Genomic DNA, 18795 nt, shown 5'->3' with positions numbered 1-18795 from the left:
GCGGCGCTCATGAACTGGTTGCAGATCTTCGAGAACACCCTGTCCTCGATCCTCAGCCCCGCGACACTGGGCTATGCGATCGCGGCGCTCGGCCTCGCGATGCACTTCGGCTACGGCGGCCTGATCAACATGGGCGTCGCGGGCTTCATGGCGCTCGGCGCCTACGGCTACGCCATCTCGGTCCTGACGTTCGGCCTCCCCTGGTGGCTCGCCGCGCTCATCGGCCTCGCGGCCGCCGCCGTGTTCGCGCTCATCCTCGGCATCCCGACGCTGCGTCTGCGCGGCGACTACCTCGCCATCGCGACGATCGCGGCCGCCGAGGTGCTGCGTCTGCTGTTCCTCACGACGCAGTTCGCGGACGTGACCGGATCCGCCGACGGCCTGTCGGGCTATCACGGCAGCTTCCGCGAGATGAACCCGATCCCGCCGGGCACCTACGGCTTCGGCCCGTGGACCTACAACGAGACCGGCTGGTGGGTGCGCATCATGGGCCTGCTGACCCTCGCGTTCGCCGTGCTGGTGATGTGGATGCTGACGCGCAGCCCGTGGGGTCGCGTGATGAAGGGCATCCGCGAGGACGAGGACGCGATCCGCTCGCTCGGCAAGAACGTCTTCTCCTACAAGATGCAGTCGCTCGTGCTCGGCGGCGTGATCATGGCCGCGGGCGGCGTCGTGTACGCCCTCCCCTCGGCCGTGAGCCCCGGCGTGTACGTCACGTCGCTGACGTTCTTCGTGTGGACGGCGCTGCTGCTCGGCGGTGCGGCCACCGTGTTCGGTCCGCTGCTCGGATCGCTCGTGTTCTGGGCGATCCAGACGTTCCTGTCGAACGTCCTTCCCGCGCTGGTCGATGCAGGCGTCCTGCCCTTCATGTCGACCGTGCAGGCGGGTACGCTGCGCTTCATCCTCGTCGGTGTCGCGCTCATGCTGCTCGTCGTCTTCATGCCGCAGGGCCTCCTGGGCGACAAGAAGGAGCTGACCTTTGTCCGCTGACAGCACGTCCCAGAACCCGAACCCGATGACGGCGCCCGTGCAGCGCCCCAAGACCACGGGGCTGCACGTCGGCGACGCCCGGCCCGGCGTGTCGAAGGTCGATCCGATCATCGTCGCCGACAACGTGACCCGCACGTTCGGCGGCCTCACGGCCGTCGACGTCGAGCACCTCGAGATCCCGCGCAACGCGATCACGGCCCTGATCGGACCGAACGGCGCCGGCAAGACCACGCTGTTCAACCTGCTGACGGGCTTCGACAAGCCCAACACGGGCACGTGGTCGTACGACGGCAAGGACCTTGCGCGGGTGCCGGCGCACAAGGTCGCCCGCATGGGCCTGGTGCGCACGTTCCAGCTCACCAAGGCCCTCGGCCGCCTGAGCGTCATGGACAACATGAAGCTCGGCCAGACGGGTCAGCGCGGTGAGCGGTTCTGGCACAGCCTGATCCCCGCCCTGTGGCGCTCGCAGGATCGCGAGATCGAGGACCGCGCGGACGAGCTGCTCGTGAAGTTCAAGCTCGACGCGAAGCGGGACGACCTCGCGGCGGGCCTCTCGGGCGGCCAGAAGAAGCTGCTCGAGATGGCGCGGGCCCTCATGACCAGCCCGAACCTGGTCATGCTGGACGAGCCGATGGCGGGTGTGAACCCGGCCCTGACGCAGTCGCTGCTCGACCACATCCTGGACCTGAAGGACGAGGGCATGACCGTGCTGTTCGTCGAGCACGACATGCACATGGTGCGCCACATTGCCGACTGGGTCGTCGTGATGGCGGAGGGCAAGGTCGTCGCCGAAGGCGCACCCGACGAGGTCATGAAGAACCCCGCGGTGATCGACGCCTACCTCGGTGCGCACCAGGAGCTCGACCTCGGCGTCGTGACCGGGCGCATCCCGGTCATCCACGCCGACCCCACGACCGACGCGGCGGCCTCGGCCGCGGTCGACGTCACGGCGCTCGAGTCGGAGGCCTCCGCCGAGCTCGACAAGGAGGACACCAAGTGAGCGAGCAGACCGCCGCCGCACCGCGGGGCGCCACGACCGCCGACACCCCCGTCGTGTTCGTCGACGACGTGCACGCCGGCTACCTGCCCGGCATCAACATCCTGAACGGCTGCTCGCTGACGGCCCACCAGGGCGAGCTGATCGGCATCATCGGCCCGAACGGCGCCGGCAAGTCGACGCTGCTGAAGGCGATCTTCGGGCAGGTGAAGGTCCGCGGCGGGAGCATCACGCTCGGCGGCGAGGACATCACGGGCCTCAAGGCGGACAAGCTCGTCGCCAAGGGCGTCGGGTTCATCCCGCAGACGAACAACGTGTTCCCCTCGCTCACGATCGAGGAGAACCTGCAGATGGGCACGTACCAGAAGCCGCGCCTGTTCGCCGAGCGGGTCGACTTCGTGATGGGCATCTTCCCCGACCTCGCCAAGGGCGGCGGCCTGAAGAAGCGCGCCGGCGGCCTGTCGGGCGGTGAGCGGCAGATGGTGGCCATGGGCCGCGCGCTCATGATGGATCCGAAGGTGCTGCTGCTCGACGAGCCCTCGGCCGGTCTGTCCCCCGTGCGACAGGACGAGGCCTTCCTGCGCGTCTCGGAAATCAACAAGGCGGGCGTGACGTGCATCATGGTGGAGCAAAACGCCCGCCGCTGCCTGCAGATCTGCGACCGCGGCTATGTGCTCGACCAGGGCCGCGACGCCTACACGGGCACGGGTCGCGAGCTGCTGAACGACCCCAAGGTCACCGAGCTCTACCTCGGCACGCTCGGCGCGTAACCCCTCCGGAAGCCCCGGTCCGCGGACCGGGGCTTCCGCGTGTCCGGGCACCACTGCTCGCGCCGGGTTCTCAGGAGATGTCGCGTTCTCCGGGCGAGAAGCGGATCCGCCCCCGAGAAGCCGGCAACGGCGAGCGCCTGGTCATCCGGATCGATGGGAACTATCACGTCGACCGGCAGCGCCTCGCGGACAACCGGCGCCCCGGGCCGTGGACATGAAAGCGCCCCGCCTCCCGAGGGAGACGGGGCGCTTCGGTGCACCGGGAGGGATCAGCCCTCGTACGGCGCGTAGGTGTTGTCGGGGCCGTACTCGTAGACGTTGATCATGCCCTCCGTCGGGTCGCCGACCTCATCGAACGTGATCGGGCTCGAGACGCCGTCGTAGTCGGCCTGGCCGCCCTCGAGGATGATGTCGGCGCACTCCGCGAACGTCGTGCACTTCGTGCCGCCCTCGATGCCGCCGGAGACCTCCTGCAGCTTGCCCGAGATCGCCTCGGGGTCGGTCGAGCCGCTGGCCAACGCGGCGAGCGCGAGCAGGTTCACGGCGTCGAACGACTCGGGCGCGTACGTGTAGTCCTTCAGCGCGTCGACGCCGGCCTCGGCGACGTAGGCGTCCAGGCCGTCCACGAACTCCTGCACATCCTCCGGCGTGGGGCCGGGGTACGTGCCGCGGGCGCCCTCGAGCAGGCCCTCCGGGAAGTCCGTGTAGGCGGACATGTTGCCGTCGACCAGGAACAGGTCCTCAGCGGCGAAGCCCTGCTCGATCAGCGACGGCAGCAGCGTCTCCGCCTCGTCGAAGCTGATCACCGTGATGGCCTCGGGGTCCTGAGCCAGCACCTCGGAGATCTGCGCGTCGAACGACGTGTCACCGGTGTTGAACGTCGGGTCGGCGACGACCTCGCCGCCGGCACCCTCGAACGCCTCGGTGATGTACTTCGCCAGGCCCGTGCCGTACGCGTCGTTCAGCACGATGAGGCCGAGGGTCTGGTAGCCCTCCGAGGCGAGGAAGTTGCCGTGCACGGCACCCTGCAGCACATCCGACGGAGCCGTGCGGAAGTAGAGGCAGTTGTCGTCGTACGTCGTGAACGCGTCGGACGTGTTGGCGGGCGAGAACTGGATCACGCCGGCGCCGACCACCTGGTCGATGAACTGCAGCGACGTGCCCGACGAGGCCGCACCGACGATCGCCGACACGTCCTCGCTCAGCAGACGCGGGATCTCGGTCTCGTACGCCTTGTTGTCGGTGTCACCCGAGTCGCCGTGCACGACCTCGACCGTGAGGCCCGAGGTCTCGGTGTACTCGTTGATGAGCGACATGGCGTAGTTGACGCCCTGGATCTCGGGCGGGCCGAGGAAGGCGAGCGTGCCGGTCACGGGCAGCGCCGTGCCGATCTTCAGCGAGAGCTCGCCGCCGACCTCGCCGACGGGCTCGGTGGCGGGCTCACAGGTGGGGCCGGCGGCCGCCTGCGACTCTTCAGGCTCCTCGCTCGGAGCGGCGGAGTTCGCGCCACCGCCGCCGGCCGCACAGCCGGCAAGGGTCAGAGCTGCGACGCCTGTGAGGGCCAGGGCGCCGATCAGCTTCCGGGATCGAACCATCGTGGTTCCGTCCTTTCATCAGGACCCGCGTTGGGGGACTGGTTGCCGACGCCCCCAGGGAGAGCGACGACGGCCGCGGGTAATGGACGGAAATCTACTCGGGATTTGTTTCGGCCGTGTTTTCCTATGCCCTTCTGAGCAGACTGCGCGGCGATTCGCGATCGAATCGTTACCGGTCTGGGCATCCTGCATCGCAACCTGACTTCCCAGGCACGATCCGGCGAGGGTTCTTCGCGCCGGCGCGCCTCCGAGGCCGCGCGATCCGCACGACGCGTTCTGCGCCTGCGCGATCCGGTTCCCGTGAGTCAGACCCCGACGCTCACCGGCACGGGCGCGACGCGCGATCGGCGCGTGTGGCGCACCTGATCGACGGTGAACAGGATGCACGCGATCCACACGATGCCGAACCCGATCCACCGGGAGGCCGGCATCGGCTCGTGCAGGATCGCGACGCCCACGATGAACTGCAGGATGGGGCCGGCGAACTGCAGCATGCCCATGGTCGCGAGCGGCACGCGGCTCGATCCGGCGGCGAACAGCAGCAGCGGCACCGCGGTCACCGCGCCCGCCGAGAGCAGCAGGATCGTGTGCAACGGGCCGGCGGTGCCGAGCGTGATGCCGGTCGTCGCGCCGACGATCGCCAGCTGCACGATCGCAAGCGGCGTGAGCCACAGCGTCTCGAGCGCGAGGCCGCTCGTCGCGTCGACCGTGCCGCCGACCTGCTTCTTCACGAGGCCGTAGACGCCGAAGGTCGCCGTCAGCATGAGCGCATACCAGGGCACGGCGCCGTACGCGACGATGATCACGATCACGGCCACGGCGGCGACGCCGATCGCCACCCACTGCAGGACGCGCAGCCGCTCGTGCAGCACGAGCACGGCGAGCAGCACGGTCGTGATCGGGTTGATGAAGTAGCCGAGGCTCGCCTCCAGCACCTGGTCGCTCTGCGCCGCGATGACGAAGACCTGCCAGTTTCCGTAGATGAGCACGCCCGCCAGACCCATCAGGAGGGCGAGACGCGGGCGACGCAGGATGGCGATCATCCGGCCCCAGCCGCGTGTCACGGTGAGCAGGATCGCGCAGAACACGAGCGACAGCACGACGCGCCACGCGACGACCTCCCACGACCCGGTCGGGGCGAGCGCGACGAAGTACAGCGGAAGGATGCCCCACAGGACGAACGCGCCGAGCGCGTAGAGGGTTCCTGCGCCCTCTCCCTGGGCGGGGCGGATGGGGGGAGCCTGGGTCACCGAGTCAGCCTACGCCCGCGCCGAGCGCCCGCAGCCCCGGTGACCTGCCATCCATCGCGGGTTTCCTGCCATGCATGCGGAAAGGCCCGGATCCGAGGATCCGGGCCTTTCGAGAAGTGCAGCGCGTCAGCGCACCACGACGGCGAGCACGTCGCGCGCCGAGAGCACGAGGAACTCGTCGGCGCCGAACTTCACCTCGGTGCCGCCGTACTTGCTGTAGAGCACGCGGTCGCCGACGGCCACGTCGAGCGGAACGCGGTTGCCGTTGTCGTCGATGCGACCCGGGCCCACCGCGACGACCTCGCCCTCCTGGGGCTTCTCCTTCGCGGTGTCGGGGATGACGAGACCACTCGCGGTGGTCTGCTCGGCCTCGACCTGCTTGATGACGATGCGGTCCTCGAGCGGCTTGATGGAAACCGACACGGTGTACCTCTTCTTTCGTGTGCTTCGTACGGGAAGACTCTTCGCACTCTCACCCGGAGAGTGCTAACAGCAGTGTAGGAGGCTCTCTGGCACTCATGCAACGCGAGTGCCAATAGTTCGACACGTACGCTTGTCGGATGGATTCGGCCGAGCTCGACGCGCTGCTCACCCGCGAGGGGCTCGAGCTGCTCGAGTCGCTGGGCGCCGTCGCGTCGACGGCCGATGTGGCGCGCACCGTTTCGCGCCTGCGTGCGGCGGGGCACTCCCCCGAGCTCGTGTCGGCCGCCGTCGGACAGGCGAGCCTCCGCGCGCGCGCCGTGCCGAAGTTCGGCGAGTTCGCCTCGCGCATGCTGTTCACGCGCGCGGGCCTCGAGCAGGCGACGCGGATGAGCGTCTCCGCCCACCACGCGCACCGGATGCGGACGGCCGGGATCGGCCGGGTCGCGGATCTCGGGTGCGGCATCGGCGGCGACTCTCTCGCCTTCGCGGCGGTCGGCCTCGGCGTGCTCGCGGTCGATGCGGACCCGGTGACCGCCACGCTCGCGGCTTACAACCTCGCCCCTTTCCGCTCGCCGGACGGCCCGGCCGTGGAGGTGCGCGCGGGGCAGGCGCAGGAGGTCGCTCTCGACGACGTCGACGCCGTCTGGCTCGACCCCGCCCGCCGCACGGCCGGACATCGCGAGACCGCGCGTGTGGCGGCATCCGATTACTCTCCGCCGCTCGACTGGGTGTTCGACCTGGCCGCCCGCATGCCCGCGGGCATCAAGCTCGGCCCCGGTCACGACCGCGAGGCTCTGCCCATCGGCGACGCCGGAAGCAGTCGGCAGGTCGAGACCCAGTGGATCAGCGTGGACGGCTCGACCCTGGAGCTCGTGGTCTGGACGGGATCGCTCGCGCGGCCGGACGTGGGGCGCTCCGCCCTCGTGCTGCGTGGCGACGCGGCCCACGAGCTCACGGCGCCCGCCGACACCGCCGACGAACCGGAGCGCGCGCTGGGGGCGTTCGTACACGAGCCGGAGGGTGCGGTCATCCGCGCCCGGTTGATCGGCGACGTGGCGCGCGCGCTCGACGCGGGCCCGATCGCCCGGGGAATCGCCTACCTGACCGGCGACGCCGCGACGACGAGCCCGTTCGTGTCGTCGTTCCGCGTGCGCGAGGTGCTCCCCGCCGACCCGAAGCCGCTGGCGAAGGCGCTGCGCGCCCGCGGCATCGGCACGCTCGAGATCAAGAAGCGCGGCGTCGACGTCGATCCGGCTGCGCTCCGCAGACGGCTCGCGCTCAAGGGGCCCGAGTCCGCGACCCTGCTGCTCACCCGCGCGAACGGCAAGCGCCTGGCGGTCCTCGCCGACCGCGTCCCGCGGGCGTGAAGCCGCCGGCGCGGTGCGCTGTCAGCGCGCCGCGACCTCCGCGGCCGCACGCAGCCCCATCGCGACCCAGAACAGGCTGCAGGCCACCGCGCCGGCACCGAGGCCCAGAGCCCACCATGCGAGGTCGCGTCGCGCCCGCCGGGAGATCAGCGCGACGAGTGCGAGGAGGATCGCCAGCGCCGCGAGCGGCAGCGCCCATGCGCTGAACCAGGAGGCACTCAGCGCGATCATCGCGACGCCGAGCGCCGCGGTCGCGAGCCGGCCCCGCGAGCGGCGCGCCCGTGGCGTGGGCACGGACACCGCTCCCGCGTCGCGGGCGATCACGCGCGCGGGCCGCGCCGCCCGCGCCGGGGCGTGGGCCTCCGCCGGGGGCAGCACCGCGGGATCGGTCATCTCGACCCGCCTCGCACGCTCAGCGCATCCTCCGACGCGGCGGCGACCTGGATCTGCGTCACGGGCAGGGTGGAGTCGGCTCCGAACTCGAGCGTCGACGGCGTGCGGCCCTCGGCGATCAGCTCCGCGGCGAGCGCGGCGATCATGGCGCCGTTGTCGGTGCACAGACTCAGCGGCGGGATCCGCACGGTGACACCGGCGGCCTCCGCGCGGGCGAGCGTCACGTCGCGCAGGCGCCGGTTCGCGATCACTCCGCCGCCGAGCAGCAGGCGCGGCACACCGTGCTGCGCGCAGGCGTCGAGCGCCTTGGTGACGAGCACGTCCACCACGGCCTCGCGGAACGACGCCGCGACATCCGCGACGGGCACGGGCTCGCCCGCCGGCTCGCGCTGCTCGATCCACCTCGCCACGGCGGTCTTCAGCCCCGAGAACGAGAAGTCGTAGCGGTGCTTGGCCATGTCGCTCGCGCGCGACAGTCCGCGCGGGAAGCGGATCGCATCCGGGTCGCCGTCGGCCGCCGCGCGGTCGATCTCGGGTCCGCCCGGATAGGGCAGTCCCAGGATGCGCGCGACCTTGTCGAAGGCCTCGCCTGCGGCGTCGTCCATGGTCTCGCCGAGCAGCTCGACATCGCCCGTCAGGTCGCGCACGAGCAGCAGCGACGTGTGCCCGCCCGAGACGAGCAGCGCGACGGTGGGGTACTCGAGGGGCGGCGCGTCGGCATCCAGGATGTCCGCCGCGATATGGCCGACGAGGTGGTTGACGGCGTACAGCGGCTTGCCGAGCGAGACCGCGAGCGCCTTCGCCGCCCCGATGCCGACCATCAGGGCGCCGGCGAGCCCCGGGCCGCTGGTGACGGCGACGGCGTCGACCTCCTGCAGCGTGATCCCGGCCTCGGCGACCGCGCGCTCGATCGCGGGCTGCAGCGCCTCGAGGTGGGCGCGTGCGGCGACCTCCGGCACGACACCGCCGTAGCGGGCGTGCTCGTCCATGCTGCTGGCGATGGTGTTGCTGAGCAGCACGTTGCGCTCGCCCGCGGCCGTGCGGCCGCGCACGATCCCGATGCCGGTCTCGTCGCAGCTGGTCTCGATCCCGAGGACGATCATGTGCAGGCTCCTGCGTCGGCGGGGTCTGGTGTGCGGGCGCCGGCCCACGCGTCGAGGTCGAGGCGCATCACGACGGCGTCGACATCGTCGGGCTGGTAGTAGCGCGGGCGCCGGCCCAGCTCGGAGAAGCCCTCGGACGCGTACAGCGCCTGAGCGACGGGGTTGTCCGCGCGCACGTCGAGGAACACCTCGCGCACGCGGCGGGAGGCCGCCTCCTCGAGCAGCGCGTGGAGCAGCGCGCGGCCGCGGCCGCGGCCGCGGGACGACGCGGCGACCGCGATCGTCTGCACGTCGGCATCGCGCGATCCTGGCAGCGCACGCAGGCCCGCATAGCCGACGATGCGGCCGGCGAGCTCGTCGACGACGTAGCGGTTGTGCGCGGCCGCGAGCTCCTCGCGCATCATGGGCTCCGACCATGCGTCGGTCGGGAACGAGGCGCGCTCGAGCGCCATGATCTCAGCGAGGTCGTCGAGGGTCGCGTGGCGGATCATGTGCTCACCCGCTTCGGGGCGTGCCCGACCGTGACATCCGGCGAGCGCAGGTACAGCGGCTCGGTCTCGGCGAGCTCCCCCGTCGGCCGCCATCCTGACGCCAGCATCAGGGCGGCGACACGTCCGACGTCGCCCGCGTGGATGCGCTCGGCCCGCACGATCTCGGCACCGGATGTCAGCGGGTCCCCCGCCAGGTCGGCCGTCTGGGGGCGCAGCTCGGGCCCGGCGAGGCGCCGCGGGAGGCCGTTCCCGTCCGCGCCGTCGTACACCGTCACGGCGTTCTCGCGGCGGCGCGCGTCGGTCACGACGGCGAAGGGTCCGGACGCGCCCGCGTCGAGGTGCGCGAGCGCTGCCGCATCGTGGCTGGGGACGGGGATGACCGCGAGCCCCCGGCCGAGTGCGAACGCCCGCGCGGCGGCGATGCCGATGCGCAGGCCGGTGAACGCGCCGGGACCCATACCCGCCGCGACGTGCGTGATGTGGTCGCCGGCCTCGCCGAGCACGCGCTCGAGCAGCGTGCCGATGATCTCGGCGTGCCCGAGCGTGTGCGCACTCTCCGCCACCGCGCGCACGTCGCCGTGCGGCTCGACGACGGCAACGGTCGACCCGATCGAGGTGTCGATGGCGAGGATCACCGGATCAGGGTATCCGCGCCTCCTGGGGGACAGCCCCGACGCCGCCCTTCCCGTCGAGTCGTCGCGCTCGCTCGGGGAGCAAGGCGCTCAGGGCGCGGTGACCTTGGCGATCGTCACCACGCGGGGGGCGTCGAGGTCGAGGTCCTCCGGCGAGGCAGCGGCGCCGTCCTCGCTCATCCCGGAGGGGCGCTCGATCTCGATGTCCCACCACGCGTCGCGCAGACCGTCGACCTTGCCGCGGCCCCATTCCACGATCGTGGCGGAGCCGTCCACGTCGACGTCGAGGTCGTCGAGCTCGAGCGCGGAGTCCAGGCGGTACGCGTCCGCGTGCACCAGCGGCGCTCCGCCGACCAGCGACGGGTGCGTGCGCGCGATCACGAACGTGGGGCTCTGCACCGGGCCGCGCACGCCGAGCCCCGACGCGATGCCTCGCGTGAGCGTGGTCTTCCCCGCCCCGAGCGGCCCCGTGAGCACGATCAGGTCGCCGGCCACCAGACCCGATCCGATCCGCTCGCCCAGCGCCTCCATGTCGGCCGCCGTCGCGACCTCGAACCGGCCGAGCAGCTCGTCCGCGATCACTCGGACACCCGGGTCACGCGTGCGCCGATGCCCGTCACGATCTGGTAGTTGATCGTGCCGGCCGCCTCCGCCCACTCGTCGACGGAGGGAGCACCGGATGCGGGATCGCCGAACAGGATGACCTCGTCGCCGACCGACACCGGATGGTCTCCGACGTCGACGACGAACTGGTCCATCGCGATCCGGCCCGCCGCGCGGAAGCGCCGCCCGCCGATCACGACGGGCCCCGTCCCGGATGCCTGACGAGGCACGCCGTCGCCGTAGCCGAGGGGCACGAGCGCGAGCGTCGTCTCGCCGTGTGCGCGATGCGCGTAGCCGTAAGACACGCCCTGCCCGTCTGGCACCCGGCGCACCGCCGCGACCCGGGCACGCAGGGTCATGGCGGGGCGCAGGCCCAGCTCGGCCGACGTCCTGCCCTCGAACGGCGACAGCCCGTACAGGCCGATGCCGATGCGGACGGCGTCCAACCGGGTCTGAGGCAGGGCGATCGCGGCGGCGGTCGCCGCGAGGTGACGCAGCGAGGGGCGCAGACCCGCGGCCTCGGCCGCGGCGACGCCGACCTCGAAGCGGCGCAGCTGCACGAGGTCTTCCTCTTCGGACGTGTTCGACAGATGGCTGAAGACGCCGTCCACGCGCACGAGCCCGTCGCGCTCGAGACGTGCGGCCTCGGCGAACACGGTCGTCCAGTCCTGGGGCGACAGGCCGTTGCGGCTGAGCCCCGTCTCCAGTTTGAGATGCACGACGGCACCGCCGGCCGTGGCGGCCGCGTTCAGCTGATCCAGGCTCGAGACGCCGAGCTGGATGTCGCGCGCGACGGCCTCGGCGAACGTCTCGTCGGGCGCGTGCAGCCACGCCATCACCGGTGCGTCGATGCCCGCGTCGCGCAGGGCGAGCGCCTCGCGGATGTCGGCGACCCCGAGGCGGGTCGCTCCCCCGGCGAGCGCCGCGCGCGCAACGGCGACAGCGCCGTGACCGTAGCCGTCGGCCTTGATGACGGCGATGAACTCGCGCGTGCCGGTCAGCTCCCGCAGCGTGCGGACGTTGTGCTCGATCGCGGCGAGGTCGATGCGGGCCTCGCGCATGCCCGTCACCGCGGTTCCTCCGGGTCCTCGGGCTCCGGCACCTCGAGCTGCTCGATGTCGGGCAGTGCGGCGCGGGAGGAGTCGAGGTCCTCGGGTCCGCCGGCGGATTCCGCCGTGACGTACGCGATGGCCAGGCCCGCATCGTGCGACAGCGACAGATGCAGCGCCGTGATGCCGCGCGCGGCGACGACCTCGGCCGTCGATCCGGACAGCGTGAACCGCGGCGGCACGCTCTCGCCCACGCGGGCGATCTCGATCTCGTCCCAGTGCAGGCCGTCCGAGCCGCCCAGCGCCTTGATGAGCGCCTCCTTCGCGGCGTAGCGCGCCGCGAGCGAGCGCAGCGGAAGCTCGCGCTCGTGAGGGGTGAACAGCCGCTCGAGCAGCCGGGGCGTGCGCTCGATGCTGCGCTCGAAGCGCGGGATGTCGACCAGGTCGACCCCGATGCCGACGATCACGAGCCGGCCTACTCGACCGTGACCGACTTGGCGAGGTTGCGCGGCTGATCGACGTCGAGGCCCTTGGCGTTGGCAAGGCCCATCGCGAAGATGTGCAGCGGAACGACGGCGAGGATCGGCTCGAACAGCGGGCCCGCGAGCGGGATGCGCAGCACCTCGTCGGCGTAGGGCAGGACGGCCGCATCGCCGGCCTCGGCGATCGCGATCACGCGGGCACCGCGCGCGCGGATCTCCTGGATGTTCGAGACGACCTTCGCGTGCAGCGTGGGCGCGCCGCTGGGGGACGGCACCACGACGAAGACCGGAAGGCCGGGCTCGACCAGCGCGATCGGCCCGTGCTTGAGCTCGCCCGCGGCGAAGCCCTCGGCGTGGATGTACGAGATCTCCTTGAGCTTGAGCGCGCCCTCGAGCGCGATCGGGTAGCCCACGTGACGACCGAGGAACAGCACCGAACGCGTGTCGGCCATCCAGTGCGCGAGCTGCTCGATCCGCTCCTGCTCGTTCTCGAGGATCCACCGGATCTTGTCGGGCAGGTCCGCGAACTCCTGGATCGCGTCGGACTGGACCTCGGCGGGCACCGTGCCGCGGATGCGGCCGACGTGCAGCGCGAACAGGTACAGGCCGGTGATCTGCGCGACGAACGCCTTGGTCGACGCGACGGCGACCTCCGGGCCGGCGTGCAGGTACACGACCGCGTCCGACTCGCGGGGGATGGTCGCGCCCTGCGTGTTGCAGATCGACAGCGTCTTGGCGCCGAGGCGGTTCGCCTCCTTGACGGCCATGAGCGTGTCCATGGTCTCGCCCGACTGGCTGATCGAGATCACGAGCACGTCGGGGCCGACAAGCGGATCCCGGTAGCGGAACTCGTGCGCGAGCTCGACGTCGACCGGGATGCGCGCCCACTGCTCGATCGCGTACTTGCCGACGAGCGCCGAGTAAGCGGCCGTGCCGGCACCGACGATGACGATGCGCGAGATGCCCGCGAACAGCTCGTCCATGCCGTCGAGCTCGGGGATCACGACCTGACCGTCGTGCACGCGCCCGAGGATCGTGTTGGCGACCGCCTCGGGCTCCTCCGAGATCTCCTTCGCCATGAAGCTCGGCCAGCCGCCCTTCTCCGCGGCCGTCGCGTCCCACTTCACCTCGAAGGGCTCGGCGTCGACGGTGTTGCCCGCGAAGTCGGTCACCTCGACGCCCTCCGGCGTGATGGCGGCGATCTGGTCCTGACCGATCGCGAGCGCGTTGCGGGTGTGCTCGACGAACGCGGCGACATCCGAGCCGAGGAAGTTCTCGCCCTCTCCGAGGCCGATCACCAGCGGCGAGTTGCGGCGGGCGCCGAGCACGAGGCCCGGGTGGTCCTGATGCATCACGAGCAGCGTGAACGCGCCCTCGAGGCGGTTCACGACGGCGCGGAACGCCGCGGCGAGGTCGCCGTCGTGCCTGCTGTACTCGCGGCCCAGCAGCACGGCCGAGACCTCGGTATCGGTCTCGCTGCGGAAGCTGTAGCCCTCCGCGATGAGCTCGGCCTTCAGCTCGGAGAAGTTCTCGATGATGCCGTTGTGGATGACGGCGAGCTTGTCGTCGTCGGCGAGGTGCGGGTGCGCGTTGACGTCGGTGGGGCCGCCGTGCGTCGCCCAGCGGGTGTGGCCGATGCCCGTCGTGCCCGCTGCGATCGGGCTCGCCGCGAGCTCGTCGCGCAGCATCGCGAGCTTGCCGGCCTTCTTCGCCGCATGCAGCGAACCGTCGCGGTCGATGACCGCGATGCCGGCGGAGTCATAGCCGCGATACTCCAGCCGCGCGAGCCCTGCGATCAGGATGTCCTGGCTGTCCCGAGGGCCGACGTAACCAACGATTCCGCACATAGCGTCGATCCTAGAGTCGCCAGCCGTGAGAACGCGGCGCACGCCACGTGGCGTGCGCCGCGACGCGGCGGGGCGGCGAGGGCATGCGCGCGTCAACCCCCTTTGCGCGGGCCCGAGACGGGGGTTGGATCGAGGGCATGACGGATGCGAACGAGAACCCGGAGATCCTTGGTGCGACGGAGCCCGGCGCGGACCCCGCGGCGAAGGACCCGTCGACGTGGGTCACGGGCGACGAGCCCATGACGGCGCCTCAGCGCAGCTACATCGACACGCTGGCGCGCGAGGCGGGCGAGGAGATCCCCGCAGATCTCACGAAGGCGGAGGCCTCGGAGCACATCGAGCGCCTGCAGGACAAGACGGGACGCTCCACGGACTGACCGTCCCGGCGGCTCGCGGGGTCGCTACAGCTTGCGCAGCAGGACCGAGTCGACGGAGTGATCCGCGCCCTTGCCGAGGATGAGCGACGCGCGGTGCTTGGTCGGCAGCACGTTCTCGACGAGGTTCGGCAGGTTGATGTCGTTCCAGTATCCGCGGGCGGTCTCGATCGCCTCCGCGTCGGTGAGGTGCGCGAAGACGTTGAAGTGCGAGGCCGGGTTGGAGAACGCCGCGGCGCGCAGGGCCTTGAACCGGTCGATGAACCACTGCTCGATGTGCCCGGCGTCGGCATCGACGTAGATCGTGAAGTCGAACAGATCGCTCACCGCGACGTCGTTCGGCGCGGGCGGCGGCTGCAGCACGTTGAGCCCTTCGACGATCACCACGTCGGGACGCCGCACAACCACGTGCGCGTCGGGCATGATGTCGTACTTCATGTGCGAGTAGAAGGGCGCGCGCACCTCCTCGGCGCCGCTCTTCACCTTGGTGACGAACTCGACGAGCGCCCGCCGGTCGTACGACTCTGGGAAGCCCTTGCGCCCCATCAGGCCGCGCCGCTCGAGCTCGGCGTTGGGGTAGAGGAAGCCGTCCGTCGTCACCAGCTCGACGCGCGGCGTGTCCGACCAGCGGCTCATCAGCTCGCGCAGCAGGCGCGCGATCGTCGACTTGCCGACCGCGACGGACCCGGCGACGCCGACGACGAAGGGCGTCGTCGAGTCCTCGCGCCCCAGGAACCCGCTGACCTCGCTGCCGAGGCGCCGCGTGGTCTTGGCGTAGATCGACAGCAGCCGGCTGAGCGGGAGGTAGACCTCGCGCACCTCTCTCAGGTCGAGACGGTCGCCGATGCCGCGCAGCTGCACGACCTCGGCCTCGGTGAGCGGCTGATCCATGCCCGCCGCGAGGCGCGACCAGTCGTCACGCGCGATCTCGCCGTACAGCGAGAGCGGGGCCGGGACGAAGGATGCAGCGCTCATCCGCATCATCGTATCGGCCGCCGAATCCGGCCCTTGTCCGTCGATGCTCGCTGAGCGGGCGAACCAGCGGCCGAACGCGCCGTCCGAGACGGGTCTGCCGCCCGGATACCCTGAACCGCATGCGCCTCGGAGTCCTCGACATCGGCTCGAACACCGTGCACCTGCTGGTGGCCGACGCTCATCCGGGCGGCCGGCCTCTCGCCTCGTCGAGCCACCGCAACGTGCTGCGGCTGATGCGCTACCTCACGCCCGCCGGCGCCATCACCGAGGAGGGCATCGCGGCCCTCGTCGACGCCGTCGCGCTCGCCCGCGATCTCGCCGCGAGCGAGAACGTCGCCGAACTGCTGCCGACCGCCACGTCGGCCGTGCGCGAGGCCGCGAACGGCGCCGAGGTCATCGCACGGCTGGAGGAGGCGCTCGGACAGCCGCTGCAGGTGCTGGGCGGCGAGACCGAGGCGCGCTTCACGTTCCTCGCGGTGCGGCGCTGGTTCGGATGGTCGGCCGGCCGCATCCTGCTGTTCGACATCGGCGGCGGCTCGCTCGAGATCGCCGCGGGCGACGAGGATCTGCCAGACTTCGCCGAGTCGGTGGCGCTCGGAGCGGGCCGGATGACGCTCGCCTACCTGATGGACGACCCGCCGGGCGAGAAGGCGGTCGCCAGGCTGCGCGCGCACGCGGCGGAGACGCTGGCTCCGGTCGCGAAGGGCCTGAAGGGCATGGCGAAGCCGGATCACGTCGTCGGCTCATCCAAGACCATCCGGTCACTCGCGAAGCTGGCGGGATATCCGCGCCCCGGCTGGTCGGGCATCCAACGGATGGTGCTGCCGCGACAGGCGCTCGGTCAGTGGATCCCGCGCCTGGCGCGGATCCCGGCCGCCGTCCGCAAGGAGCTGCCCGGCATCACTCCCGAGCGCACCGTGCAGATCACCGCGGGAGCCGTCGTCCTGCACGAGGCCATGAAAGCCTTCGGCGTGAACGAGCTCGAGCTCTCGCCGTGGGCTCTGCGCGAAGGCGTCATGCTGCGCTACATCGAAGAGCTCGGCTGGGCCTGACGCCCCGTATCCCTGCTGGCTGCGCGACGACCGCGGCGAGCTTCGCTCGTCCGACCCACAGCGGGGAGACCGCCGGCGCTACAGCCCGAGGCGCTCCCGCACCACGTCCGCGAGCCGTTCCGCGTAGCGATGAGCCGAGGCGTCGTCGGCGGCCTCGACCATGACGCGGACGAGCTGCTCGGTGCCGGAAGCGCGCAGCAGCACGCGCCCCGTGTCGCCCAGCTCGGCCTCGACGTCGCGCACCGCGCTCTGCACGACCTCGTCGGACACGCGCGTGCGGTCCACGTCCTTCACGTTGATCATGACCTGCGGGTAGACCGTCATGATCGACGCGAGCTCCGCGAGGGTCTTGCCGGTGCGGGCCATCTCGGCGACCAGGTGCAGTCCCGTGAGCAGGCCGTCGCCGGTCGTGGCGAACTCGCTCATGATGACGTGGCCGGACTGCTCGCCGCCGAGCGAGTAGCCGCCCTGGTTCATCGCCTCCAGCACGTAGCGGTCGCCGACCGCGGTCTGCAGCACGGTGATCCCGCGCTCGCGCATGGCGACGTGAAGCCCGAGGTTGCTCATGACCGTCGCGACGAGCGTGTCGTCCTTCAGCACGCCGCGCTCGTGCATCGACGCAGCCAGGATCGCCATGATCTGGTCGCCGTCGACGACGCGACCCTGCGCATCCACCGCGAGGCAGCGATCCGCGTCCCCGTCGTGCGCGATGCCGACGTCGGCCCCCGCGGCGACGACGGCCTCGGCCAGCTTGTCGAGGTGCGTCGAACCCACGCCGTCGTTGATGTTGATGCCGTCCGGGTCGGCGCCGATGACGGTGACCTCGGCGCCCGCGTCGCGGAACGTCTCGGGCGAGACGCCCGCAGCGGCGCCGTGCGCGCAGTCGAGCACGACGTGGAGGCCCTCGAGCCGGTTCGGCAGCGACTGCAGCAGGTGCAGGACGTAGCGGTCCTCGGCGTCGGCGAAGACGCGGATGCGCCCCACGGCGCCGCCCGTGGGAAGGAGCTTGGGTCCGTCGATGGCCGCCTCGATGCGTCGCTCGACCTCATCGGGGAGCTTGACGCCGCCGGCGGCGAAGATCTTGATGCCGTTGTCGGGAGCAGGATTGTGCGAGGCCGACACCATGACGCCGAAGTCGGCGTCGCGGTCGGCGACGAGGAACGCCAGGCCCGGGGTCGGGACCACACCGGCGTCGTAGACGTCGATGCCCGATGCGGCCAGCCCCGCCGACACCGCAGCGGACAGGAACTGACCGGAGATGCGCGGGTCGCGGCCGATCACGACCTCCGCGCGGCGACCGGCGGCCCGGCGGGCCTCGGCCGAACGGCCCTGGCCCAGGACGACCGCGGTCGCCTGGGCCAGGGACAGTGCCAGGTCGGCGGTGAGGACGCCATTGGCGAGTCCTCGCACACCGTCTGTGCCGAAGAGCGGCATAGAAGCCTCGTGCGCCTTAGCGCTTCGAGAACTGCGAGGCCTTGCGGGCCTTCTTCAGACCGGCCTTCTTGCGCTCGATGACGCGCGCGTCGCGCGTGAGGAAGCCGGCCTTCTTGAGGGTCGGGCGGTTGTTCTCACGGTCGATCTCGTTCAGCGCACGGGCGATGGCGAGGCGCAGCGCGCCGGCCTGGCCCGAGGGGCCGCCGCCCGAGATGCGGGCGATCACGTCGTAGGCGCCGCCGAGGCTGAGCACCGTGAACGGGTCGTTGATCAGCTGCTGGTGCAGCTTGTTCGGGAAGTAGTCCTCGAGCGTGCGGCCGTTGACCGTGATGGTGCCCGAGCCGGGGACGACGCGCACGCGGGCGATGGCCTGCTTGCGACGACCGACGGCGGCGCCGGAGACGTTGAGGACGGGACGGGGAGCGTCGACGGCCTCGGTGGCCGGCGTCTCCGTGGAGTAGTTCTGGGTGTCGATGTCAGTCACGTTGAATCCTTGGATGCCGGCGCTTACTGGGCGACCTGGTCGAGGGTGAAGGTCTTGGGCTGCTGCGCGGCGTGCGGGTGCTCGGCGCCCGTGTACACCTTCAGCTTCGCCAGCTGCTGGCGACCCAGCGAGTTCTTGGGGAGCATGCCGCGGATGGCCTTCTCGACGGCGCGGACGGGGTTCTTCTCGAGCAGCTCGGAGTACGAGACGGCCTTGAGGCCGCCCGGGTAGCCCGAGTGACGGTAGGCCTTCTTCTGCTCGAGCTTCTGGCCCGTGAGCGCCACCTTGTCGGCGTTCACGATGATGACGAAGTCGCCCATGTCCATGTGGGGGGCGAAGGTCGCCTTGTGCTTGCCGCGCAGGAGCGCGGCGGCGTGCGAGGCGAGGCGGCCGAGGACGACGTCGGTGGCGTCGATCACGAGCCACTCGCGCTGAGCCTCACCGGCCTTCGGGGTGTAAGTGCGCGTCACAGTAGTGCTGCTTT

General features: G+C 71.1%; 21 protein-coding genes. 6 read left to right on the top strand and 15 right to left on the bottom strand.

The window, feature by feature from the left end:
- Positions 1-9 precede the first annotated feature (9 nt).
- From RIF89_RS00405 to RIF89_RS00395, 3 genes are read left to right on the top strand one after another with little or no spacing between them, the layout of a single operon-like run.
- Positions 10-990 (top strand): branched-chain amino acid ABC transporter permease, encoded by a 981-nt coding sequence (locus RIF89_RS00405; protein WP_309067206.1) that lies wholly within the window; start codon positions 10-12, stop codon positions 988-990.
- Between the two features lie 25 nt (positions 991-1015).
- Positions 1016-1990: an ABC transporter ATP-binding protein gene (locus RIF89_RS00400; RefSeq protein ID WP_309067235.1), complete on the top strand. Its 975-nt coding sequence runs from the start codon at positions 1016-1018 to the stop codon at positions 1988-1990.
- Positions 1987-2757, top strand: a complete 771-nt coding sequence (locus RIF89_RS00395; protein ID WP_309067205.1) for an ABC transporter ATP-binding protein — start codon at positions 1987-1989, stop codon at positions 2755-2757. Before RIF89_RS00400 ends, RIF89_RS00395 begins: the two co-directional genes overlap by 4 nt.
- 269 nt (positions 2758-3026) lie before the next feature.
- Here the strand turns inward: RIF89_RS00395 and RIF89_RS00390 are convergent, their stop codons facing one another.
- From RIF89_RS00390 to groES, 3 genes are all read right to left on the bottom strand, one after another.
- Positions 3027-4352 carry an ABC transporter substrate-binding protein gene (locus RIF89_RS00390; RefSeq protein WP_309067204.1) on the bottom strand — a complete coding sequence of 442 codons (1326 nt, stop codon included), beginning with the start codon at positions 4350-4352 and terminating at the stop codon, positions 3027-3029.
- A gap of 305 nt (positions 4353-4657) precedes the next feature.
- Positions 4658-5602 carry an EamA family transporter RarD gene (rarD, locus tag RIF89_RS00385; protein ID WP_309067203.1) on the bottom strand — a complete coding sequence of 315 codons (945 nt, stop codon included), beginning with the start codon at positions 5600-5602 and terminating at the stop codon, positions 4658-4660.
- Positions 5603-5728: 126 nt separating this feature from the next.
- Positions 5729-6025, bottom strand: a complete 297-nt coding sequence (gene groES, locus RIF89_RS00380; protein WP_017203655.1) for a co-chaperone GroES — start codon at positions 6023-6025, stop codon at positions 5729-5731.
- Positions 6026-6162: 137 nt separating this feature from the next.
- On the opposite strand from groES, the gene RIF89_RS00375 reads away from it, so the two are divergent.
- Positions 6163-7392, top strand: a complete 1230-nt coding sequence (locus RIF89_RS00375; RefSeq protein WP_309067202.1) for a class I SAM-dependent methyltransferase — start codon at positions 6163-6165, stop codon at positions 7390-7392.
- A 21-nt stretch (positions 7393-7413) separates the two neighbouring features.
- On the opposite strand, the gene RIF89_RS00370 is transcribed toward RIF89_RS00375, so the two are convergent.
- From RIF89_RS00370 to glmS, 8 genes are all read right to left on the bottom strand, one after another.
- Positions 7414-7785, bottom strand: a complete 372-nt coding sequence (locus tag RIF89_RS00370; RefSeq protein ID WP_309067201.1) for a hypothetical protein — start codon at positions 7783-7785, stop codon at positions 7414-7416.
- Positions 7782-8888 carry a tRNA (adenosine(37)-N6)-threonylcarbamoyltransferase complex transferase subunit TsaD gene (gene tsaD / locus RIF89_RS00365; RefSeq protein WP_309067200.1) on the bottom strand — a complete coding sequence of 369 codons (1107 nt, stop codon included), beginning with the start codon at positions 8886-8888 and terminating at the stop codon, positions 7782-7784. The genes RIF89_RS00370 and tsaD overlap by 4 nt, the downstream gene beginning before the upstream one ends.
- Positions 8885-9379 (bottom strand): ribosomal protein S18-alanine N-acetyltransferase, encoded by a 495-nt coding sequence (gene rimI / locus RIF89_RS00360; RefSeq protein ID WP_309067199.1) that lies wholly within the window; start codon positions 9377-9379, stop codon positions 8885-8887. Before rimI ends, tsaD begins: the two co-directional genes overlap by 4 nt.
- Positions 9376-10014: a tRNA (adenosine(37)-N6)-threonylcarbamoyltransferase complex dimerization subunit type 1 TsaB gene (gene tsaB, locus RIF89_RS00355; protein ID WP_309067198.1), complete on the bottom strand. Its 639-nt coding sequence runs from the start codon at positions 10012-10014 to the stop codon at positions 9376-9378. The genes rimI and tsaB overlap by 4 nt, the downstream gene beginning before the upstream one ends.
- Positions 10015-10101: 87 nt before the next feature.
- Entirely contained in the window at positions 10102-10542 is a 441-nt protein-coding gene (gene tsaE / locus RIF89_RS00350; RefSeq protein WP_309067234.1) for a tRNA (adenosine(37)-N6)-threonylcarbamoyltransferase complex ATPase subunit type 1 TsaE, read from the bottom strand.
- 47 nt (positions 10543-10589) lie between these two features.
- Positions 10590-11675, bottom strand: a complete 1086-nt coding sequence (gene alr / locus RIF89_RS00345) for an alanine racemase (protein WP_309067233.1) — start codon at positions 11673-11675, stop codon at positions 10590-10592.
- A 5-nt stretch (positions 11676-11680) separates the two neighbouring features.
- Positions 11681-12130, bottom strand: coding sequence for a holo-ACP synthase (locus RIF89_RS00340; RefSeq protein ID WP_309067197.1), 450 nt, complete (start codon positions 12128-12130; stop codon positions 11681-11683).
- 8 nt (positions 12131-12138) lie between these two features.
- A complete protein-coding gene (gene glmS, locus RIF89_RS00335; protein ID WP_309067196.1) occupies positions 12139-13992 on the bottom strand; it encodes a glutamine--fructose-6-phosphate transaminase (isomerizing) in 1854 nt (617 codons plus the stop codon).
- 137 nt (positions 13993-14129) lie between these two features.
- Between glmS and RIF89_RS00330 the strand changes: the two genes are divergently transcribed.
- A complete protein-coding gene (locus RIF89_RS00330) occupies positions 14130-14369 on the top strand; it encodes a DUF3072 domain-containing protein (RefSeq protein ID WP_309067195.1) in 240 nt (79 codons plus the stop codon).
- A gap of 24 nt (positions 14370-14393) precedes the next feature.
- Here RIF89_RS00330 and coaA read toward each other — a convergent pair whose 3' ends face one another.
- Positions 14394-15341, bottom strand: a complete 948-nt coding sequence (gene coaA / locus RIF89_RS00325) for a type I pantothenate kinase (protein WP_309067194.1) — start codon at positions 15339-15341, stop codon at positions 14394-14396.
- 119 nt (positions 15342-15460) lie between these two features.
- Here coaA and RIF89_RS00320 point away from each other — a divergent pair, with 119 nt between their 5' ends.
- Positions 15461-16393: a Ppx/GppA family phosphatase gene (locus tag RIF89_RS00320; protein ID WP_309067193.1), complete on the top strand. Its 933-nt coding sequence runs from the start codon at positions 15461-15463 to the stop codon at positions 16391-16393.
- Positions 16394-16471: 78 nt separating this feature from the next.
- On the opposite strand, the gene glmM is transcribed toward RIF89_RS00320, so the two are convergent.
- The 3 genes from glmM to rplM are packed head-to-tail and all read right to left on the bottom strand — an operon-like array spanning position 16472 to position 18781.
- Positions 16472-17827, bottom strand: a complete 1356-nt coding sequence (gene glmM / locus RIF89_RS00315) for a phosphoglucosamine mutase (RefSeq protein WP_309067192.1) — start codon at positions 17825-17827, stop codon at positions 16472-16474.
- A gap of 16 nt (positions 17828-17843) precedes the next feature.
- Positions 17844-18311 (bottom strand): 30S ribosomal protein S9, encoded by a 468-nt coding sequence (rpsI, locus tag RIF89_RS00310; protein ID WP_203136292.1) that lies wholly within the window; start codon positions 18309-18311, stop codon positions 17844-17846.
- A gap of 23 nt (positions 18312-18334) precedes the next feature.
- Positions 18335-18781 carry a 50S ribosomal protein L13 gene (rplM, locus tag RIF89_RS00305; protein ID WP_309067191.1) on the bottom strand — a complete coding sequence of 149 codons (447 nt, stop codon included), beginning with the start codon at positions 18779-18781 and terminating at the stop codon, positions 18335-18337.
- Between the last annotated feature and the right edge of the window lie 14 nt (positions 18782-18795).

Origin of the sequence: Microbacterium sp. (assembly GCF_031178525.1) — a bacterium.
Taxonomy (GTDB): domain Bacteria; phylum Actinomycetota; class Actinomycetes; order Actinomycetales; family Microbacteriaceae; genus Microbacterium.
The sequence above is the reverse complement of the archived record's forward strand: the minus strand, read 5'-3'. Positions and strand labels throughout refer to the sequence as shown.

What these genes read in the sequence shown, in the direction of transcription:
- RIF89_RS00405 (WP_309067206.1), top strand. Translation starts at nt 10, where the DNA reads ATGAACTGGTTGCAGATCTTCGAGAACACCCTGTCCTCGATCCTCAGC.
- RIF89_RS00400 (WP_309067235.1), top strand. Translation starts at nt 1,016, where the DNA reads ATGACGGCGCCCGTGCAGCGCCCCAAGACCACGGGGCTGCACGTCGGC.
- RIF89_RS00390 (WP_309067204.1), bottom strand. Translation starts at nt 4,352, where the DNA reads ATGGTTCGATCCCGGAAGCTGATCGGCGCCCTGGCCCTCACAGGCGTC.
- RIF89_RS00375 (WP_309067202.1), top strand. Translation starts at nt 6,163, where the DNA reads ATGGATTCGGCCGAGCTCGACGCGCTGCTCACCCGCGAGGGGCTCGAG.
- RIF89_RS00370 (WP_309067201.1), bottom strand. Translation starts at nt 7,785, where the DNA reads ATGACCGATCCCGCGGTGCTGCCCCCGGCGGAGGCCCACGCCCCGGCG.
- tsaD (WP_309067200.1), bottom strand. Translation starts at nt 8,888, where the DNA reads ATGATCGTCCTCGGGATCGAGACCAGCTGCGACGAGACCGGCATCGGG.
- rimI (WP_309067199.1), bottom strand. Translation starts at nt 9,379, where the DNA reads ATGATCCGCCACGCGACCCTCGACGACCTCGCTGAGATCATGGCGCTC.
- tsaE (WP_309067234.1), bottom strand. Translation starts at nt 10,542, where the DNA reads ATGGAGGCGCTGGGCGAGCGGATCGGATCGGGTCTGGTGGCCGGCGAC.
- alr (WP_309067233.1), bottom strand. Translation starts at nt 11,675, where the DNA reads ATGCGCGAGGCCCGCATCGACCTCGCCGCGATCGAGCACAACGTCCGC.
- glmS (WP_309067196.1), bottom strand. Translation starts at nt 13,992, where the DNA reads ATGTGCGGAATCGTTGGTTACGTCGGCCCTCGGGACAGCCAGGACATC.
- RIF89_RS00330 (WP_309067195.1), top strand. Translation starts at nt 14,130, where the DNA reads ATGACGGATGCGAACGAGAACCCGGAGATCCTTGGTGCGACGGAGCCC.
- coaA (WP_309067194.1), bottom strand. Translation starts at nt 15,341, where the DNA reads ATGAGCGCTGCATCCTTCGTCCCGGCCCCGCTCTCGCTGTACGGCGAG.
- RIF89_RS00320 (WP_309067193.1), top strand. Translation starts at nt 15,461, where the DNA reads ATGCGCCTCGGAGTCCTCGACATCGGCTCGAACACCGTGCACCTGCTG.
- glmM (WP_309067192.1), bottom strand. Translation starts at nt 17,827, where the DNA reads ATGCCGCTCTTCGGCACAGACGGTGTGCGAGGACTCGCCAATGGCGTC.